This is a genomic window from Ideonella azotifigens (assembly GCF_006519715.1).
Taxonomy (GTDB): domain Bacteria; phylum Pseudomonadota; class Gammaproteobacteria; order Burkholderiales; family Burkholderiaceae_C; genus Ideonella; species Ideonella azotifigens.
Window position 1 is genome coordinate 1 of the sequence record NZ_VIDT01000461.1, and the last position, 4520, is coordinate 4520.

5 protein-coding genes and 1 pseudogene are annotated in these 4520 nt (G+C 67.2%); 3 read left to right on the plus strand and 3 right to left on the minus strand.

The window, feature by feature from the left end; all coding sequences use genetic code 11:
- Together FKP22_RS32430 and FKP22_RS21905 are read left to right on the plus strand one after the other, a co-directional pair.
- A pseudogene (locus tag FKP22_RS32430) lies at nucleotides 1-357 on the plus strand (EcsC family protein); the annotation flags it as partial.
- A 68-nt stretch (nucleotides 358-425) separates the two neighbouring features.
- Entirely contained in the window at nucleotides 426-833 is a 408-nt protein-coding gene (locus FKP22_RS21905) for a DUF1801 domain-containing protein (RefSeq protein ID WP_141289809.1), read from the plus strand.
- Nucleotides 834-865: 32 nt separating this feature from the next.
- Here FKP22_RS21905 and FKP22_RS21910 read toward each other — a convergent pair whose 3' ends face one another.
- From FKP22_RS21910 to FKP22_RS21920, 3 genes are all read right to left on the minus strand, one after another.
- Nucleotides 866-1795 (minus strand): Gfo/Idh/MocA family protein, encoded by a 930-nt coding sequence (locus tag FKP22_RS21910; protein ID WP_141289810.1) that lies wholly within the window; start codon nucleotides 1793-1795, stop codon nucleotides 866-868.
- Between the two features lie 223 nt (nucleotides 1796-2018).
- Nucleotides 2019-3209 (minus strand): tRNA pseudouridine(13) synthase TruD, encoded by a 1191-nt coding sequence (truD, locus tag FKP22_RS21915; protein WP_211361509.1) that lies wholly within the window; start codon nucleotides 3207-3209, stop codon nucleotides 2019-2021.
- 7 nt (nucleotides 3210-3216) lie between these two features.
- Complete coding sequence (locus FKP22_RS21920) at nucleotides 3217-4194, minus strand: LysR family transcriptional regulator (RefSeq protein ID WP_141289811.1); 978 nt, start codon at nucleotides 4192-4194, stop codon at nucleotides 3217-3219.
- Between the two features lie 96 nt (nucleotides 4195-4290).
- On the opposite strand from FKP22_RS21920, the gene FKP22_RS21925 reads away from it, so the two are divergent.
- Nucleotides 4291-4520, plus strand: a 230-nt coding sequence (locus FKP22_RS21925) for a hypothetical protein (RefSeq protein ID WP_141289812.1), incomplete at its 3' end; no start/stop codon positions are given.

The following is a 4520-nucleotide window of genomic DNA, read 5'->3' on the forward strand; positions in this document are numbered from 1 at the left end:
ATGGTGGCCGACATTGCCGCGATCTACGGCACCCAACATGCACCGACACGCGAACAGATGCTGTACTGCCTGTTCCGCCACACGGCTGCGCAGGCGGTGCGTGACCTCGCCGTGCGCATGGGCCAGCGCGTGCTGGTCAAGGAAGCCGGCGCGCAGGTGCTGCAAAGCGTGGCCGGTGCCATCGGCCTGCACCTCAGCCAGCGCGCACTGGGCCATGGCGTGAGCCGCTGGGTGCCGGTGGCCGGCGCAGTCGGCGTGGGCGCCTATGCATGGCACGACACCCGTCAGGTCGCCAAGCAGGCCATGGCCTTGTTCGACCCACAAACCACCAGCACCGCTTCGCCCGCGGCCGACTGATCCCGCAGGTCAGCGAACAAGCCGCAGCGCCACGGCGTGTCATCGGCACCCGAGAAGGAGAGACAGAAATGACGGCGACAGAGAACATCACCCAGAAGATCCAGGCGCTCGGCGACTGGCGAGGCGAAACGCTGGCCTGGGTCCGCCAGCTCATCCACGAGGCCGATCCCGAAATCGAAGAAGAATGGAAATGGGCCAAGCCCACCTCGCCCGGCACGCCGGTCTTCTCGCATGACGGCATCGTCTGCACCGGCGAGACCTACAAGCAGGTCGTCAAGCTCACCTTCGCCAAAGGCGCTGCCCTGCCCGACCCGCACCGGCTCTTCAATGCCAGCCTCGAAGGCAACGTGCGCCGTGCCATCGACATCCGCGAAGGCGAAAAGCCGGACGAGGCCGCGCTCAAGGCCTTGATCCGGGCCGGCGTGGCGGCCAACACTGCGGCCAGGGCCGCCAAGCGCAAGCCGGCGAAGAAGTAGCCGATCGTTTTCGCCGCTCGCTGCTCAGGCGCTCAGACCTGATGCGCCGCGACGATTCGCCGCCGTCCCACCAGGAAGGCATCGGCCACCAGCTGGAATGGCCGCCAGTCGACCTCCGACTCGCCGGCCATGCACAGCTCGGCAAAACGCGCGTACAGCCGGGGGTACTCGCCCGCCAGGGCTGCGTCGGCCGCCAGCGGCTGGCCGTCGATCTGCAACGCGCCGCCGCCGTGGGTCAGCTTCAGGCGGCCGGTCGTGGTCACGAGCTCAATGTCCCAGGTCTGCTCGCCCTTCTGGCGGAAGTCGAATTCCGCGTTCACCATGACACCGGCCTCCGTGCGCAGCGCCAGCTGGGCCGCAATGGGCGCCTGCTGGTTTTCCGGGAAATCGAGCGTGGCCTCGTGCACGACGGCTTCGCCCGGCAACACCTCGGTCAGCACCGACAGCGCATTGATGCCCGGGTCGAACACCCCCAGCCCGCCCGGCTCGAAGATCCATTGCTGGCCGGGATGCCAGTGATGCACGTCTTCCTTCCAGGTGATGGTGCCGCCGGTCAGCGTGCGGCTGCTCAGCCATTCGCGCGCCGCGTCCACACCCGCCGCCAAGCGCGAGTGCCAGGTCTGGAACAGGGTGCGGCCCTGGCGCTGCGCTTCGGCCTGCAGCAGCGCAATGTGCCGGGTCGTCGCCGCGGGCGGCTTCTCCAGCATCACGTGCTTGCCGGCCCGCAGCGCGGCGAGCGCGGCCTCGAAGTGAGCCTGGGGCGGCGTGCAGATCGAGATCGCATCGAGGTCCTTCACCTCCGCCAGCATGGTCTCGACGTCGGCGAAGTTCGCCACGCCGTCCACCCGCGCATTGCGGCTGGCACAAGCCACCAGTTCAAAGCGCGGATCGGCGGTCAGCGCCGGAATGTGTTGATCGCGGGCGATCTTGCCAATGCCCACCAGGCCCAACTTCAGTGCCATGCCATTTCCCCTGGAAGTGGTGTCGCGTCGCTCGATGAGCGACGCACGGATTCAAATCCCGCCGGACCGCTTGCCCGGCGAGCCGGCATGTTACGTCGAGCATCCACCCCGCTCTGCTCACGCTTCAATCCATCCGCTGCGTCGGCGCCCGGCGGCGTGACAGAGCGACCGCTGGCACGGCGTGATCGTCGCCAAAGCCCTTCAACCCGAGATGAGGACACCGTCATTCGACAGCCGCAGACTCGTTCTCCGTGTGCCGCTCAGGCTCCGTGGTGCGGAGGATTTCGTCCAGAACGGACGTGGCGTAGTTGCCTGCAGGCAAAGAGAACGTGAGCACCAGTTGACCGGCTTGCGGCCATTCCCATGACATGTCCACCGGCCTGGCCACCAGCGCGCGGCGCGCCTGATCCAGACCGGCGTGTTCCATGCCGTCGCACAAAGTGGCGTGACGTTCGGCCACGCCCATTTCCAGGGCCTGCGCCTGATCGGTGGTGCTCACGCGGCCCCGTCCCCAGAGCGGCCCGGTGGGCCCGCCCGCCTCGTCCATCACGTCACCGGGCAGGGTCTTGCCCCAAAGTCCCTGCTGAATGCGCAGCGCCAGCACTTCATTGAAGACGAAGGAGCGCACCGCCGACAGGTAGATGCCCTTCTTCTTCGGGTTGCGCACGCGGATTTCGCGCGCCAGCATGGCCCGTCCCTGCTCGACATTGCCGCCCTCGAAGCCGAAGCGCTGAGCGCCGAAGTAGTTGGGCACGCCATGCGACGCAACGGCCTTGAGACTGGTCTCCAAGGCTTCGCGGTCACCGGTCAGGTCACGCAGCACGATGCGGAACCGGTTGCCCTGCAGATCACCGGGGCGCAGCTTCTTCACGTGGCGGCTCTGGCCCAGTACCTTGAATTCCGGGTGCTGAAGCTGGGTCAGGTCGGGCGTCTCGCCTTTCCCTTTCCCAATCGGCAGGTAGATGCTGAACCACTGGCGGGTGATGGCGTAGCGGTCCTTGAGCCCGGCATAACCCACGTCCCTTTCCTGCACGCCGGCGGCCTCGGCCAGCTGCTGGGCGACGAAGGCGGTGTTGGCACCGTTCTTTTCGATGTCCAGCCAGATGTGTTCGCCCTCACCGGAGGGCAGCTGCAGCGGCAACTCGGTCACGATGAAATCCTCGTTGAGGCGTTTCAGGGTGGCGCTGGCGCCGCTGGCCGGATAAGCGTTGGGCCACTGTGGCAATGTCGTGTATTGAGCGTCGGTCATGAGGGGTTTGACGGCACCAGCCGTAGAGAAGGGACAGGCTGCCCAGCCGACCAAGGGGCAGTCCAGACCGTGATTCTCCCCCTGCCAGCATGCCTTGCCGAGCGCCAACAGGCTTCGGCAGCGAGCTGGCTTTCGACGGCCCAGCGCGGGCACGGCGGCGGCCACCAGCGGTTCATGGGGCAGGCAAGGCAAGGTGGAAAGCGGGCGGCAGCAGGTTCACCCCCGGCAGGTTCAGCAGCGATGTTTCCCGCATGATGCTCACGAAGTCGGCGATGAAGGGCTTTTCGGCCATGGCTGTGGTGCTGGTGGCGTACAGGCGGCCGGTGAGACCGGGCTCGCCGATGCGCTGGCGGGCGACGTAGCCGCGGGCGAGGTAGCTTTCGACGGCCCAGAGTGGGAGCGCGGCCAGGCCGCGGCCGCTGGCGACGAGTTGCAGCATCGCGATGGTCAGTTCGCTGGTGCGGCGTGGCGGGGTGATGCCGGCGGGCTGCAGCACGCGGCGCACGAGGTCCAGCATTTCGTCTGGCACCGGATAGGTGATCAGCGTGTGGTCGGCAAAGTCTGCCGCTTCCAGCCAGGGCTTGGCGAGCAGCGGGTGGCCCTTGGGCAGCAGCGCCACGATCTCGAAGCTGAACAGCGGGTGCACGGCCACGCCGGCTTCGTCTTCGTCCACCTCGGAGACGATGGCCAGCTCGGCGCGGTCCTGGTGCAGCAGGCCGATCGGGTCGGCGTGGAAGCCGGAGACGATGTCCAGCTCCACCTCGGGCCAGCGGCTGCGGAAGGCGTCCATCGCCGGCATCAGCCAGTCGAAGCAGGTGTGGCATTCCACGGCAATGCGCAGCTGGCCGGCCGAGCCCTGGACCAGCCGGCGCACGTCGCGCTCGGCTTCGTCGAACAGCGGCAGCACGGCGTCTGCCAGGCGCAGCAGGCGCTGGCCGGCGGCGCCGAAGCTGGCCGGGTTGGCCTTGCGCTCGAACAGCGTCACGCCGTAGTGCGCCTCCAGCCCCTTGAGCTGGTGCGACAGCGCGGACTGCGTGAGGTTGAGCAGTTGCGCCGCACGTGAGAGGTTGCCCGCTTCGCGCAAGGCCAGCAGGGTCTTCAGGTGCCGAAGCTCCAGCGGGGATTGGGCGGAGACGTGCGAAACGGTCATGAGCCAGACTCAGGATGATCAGAAGAAAGTTTCGGTTGAATCATAGTGAGCGGCCGCCGATCATTCAAGCTGAATTCATACACATCTGGCTTGAACATGATCCGTACTCATACATTGGGCTTTCCGCGCATGGGCGCGCAGCGCGAACTCAAGCAGGCGCTGGAGCGCCACTGGCGCGGCGAGCTGAGCCCGGCAGAGCTGGAAACGCAGGGCCAGCGCCTGCGCGTGCGCCATTGGGAGCTGCAGCGCGACCATGGGCTGGCCAGCGTGGCGGTGGGCGACTTCGCCTTCTACGACCAGGTGGCCAACCACATCCAGCTGCTGGG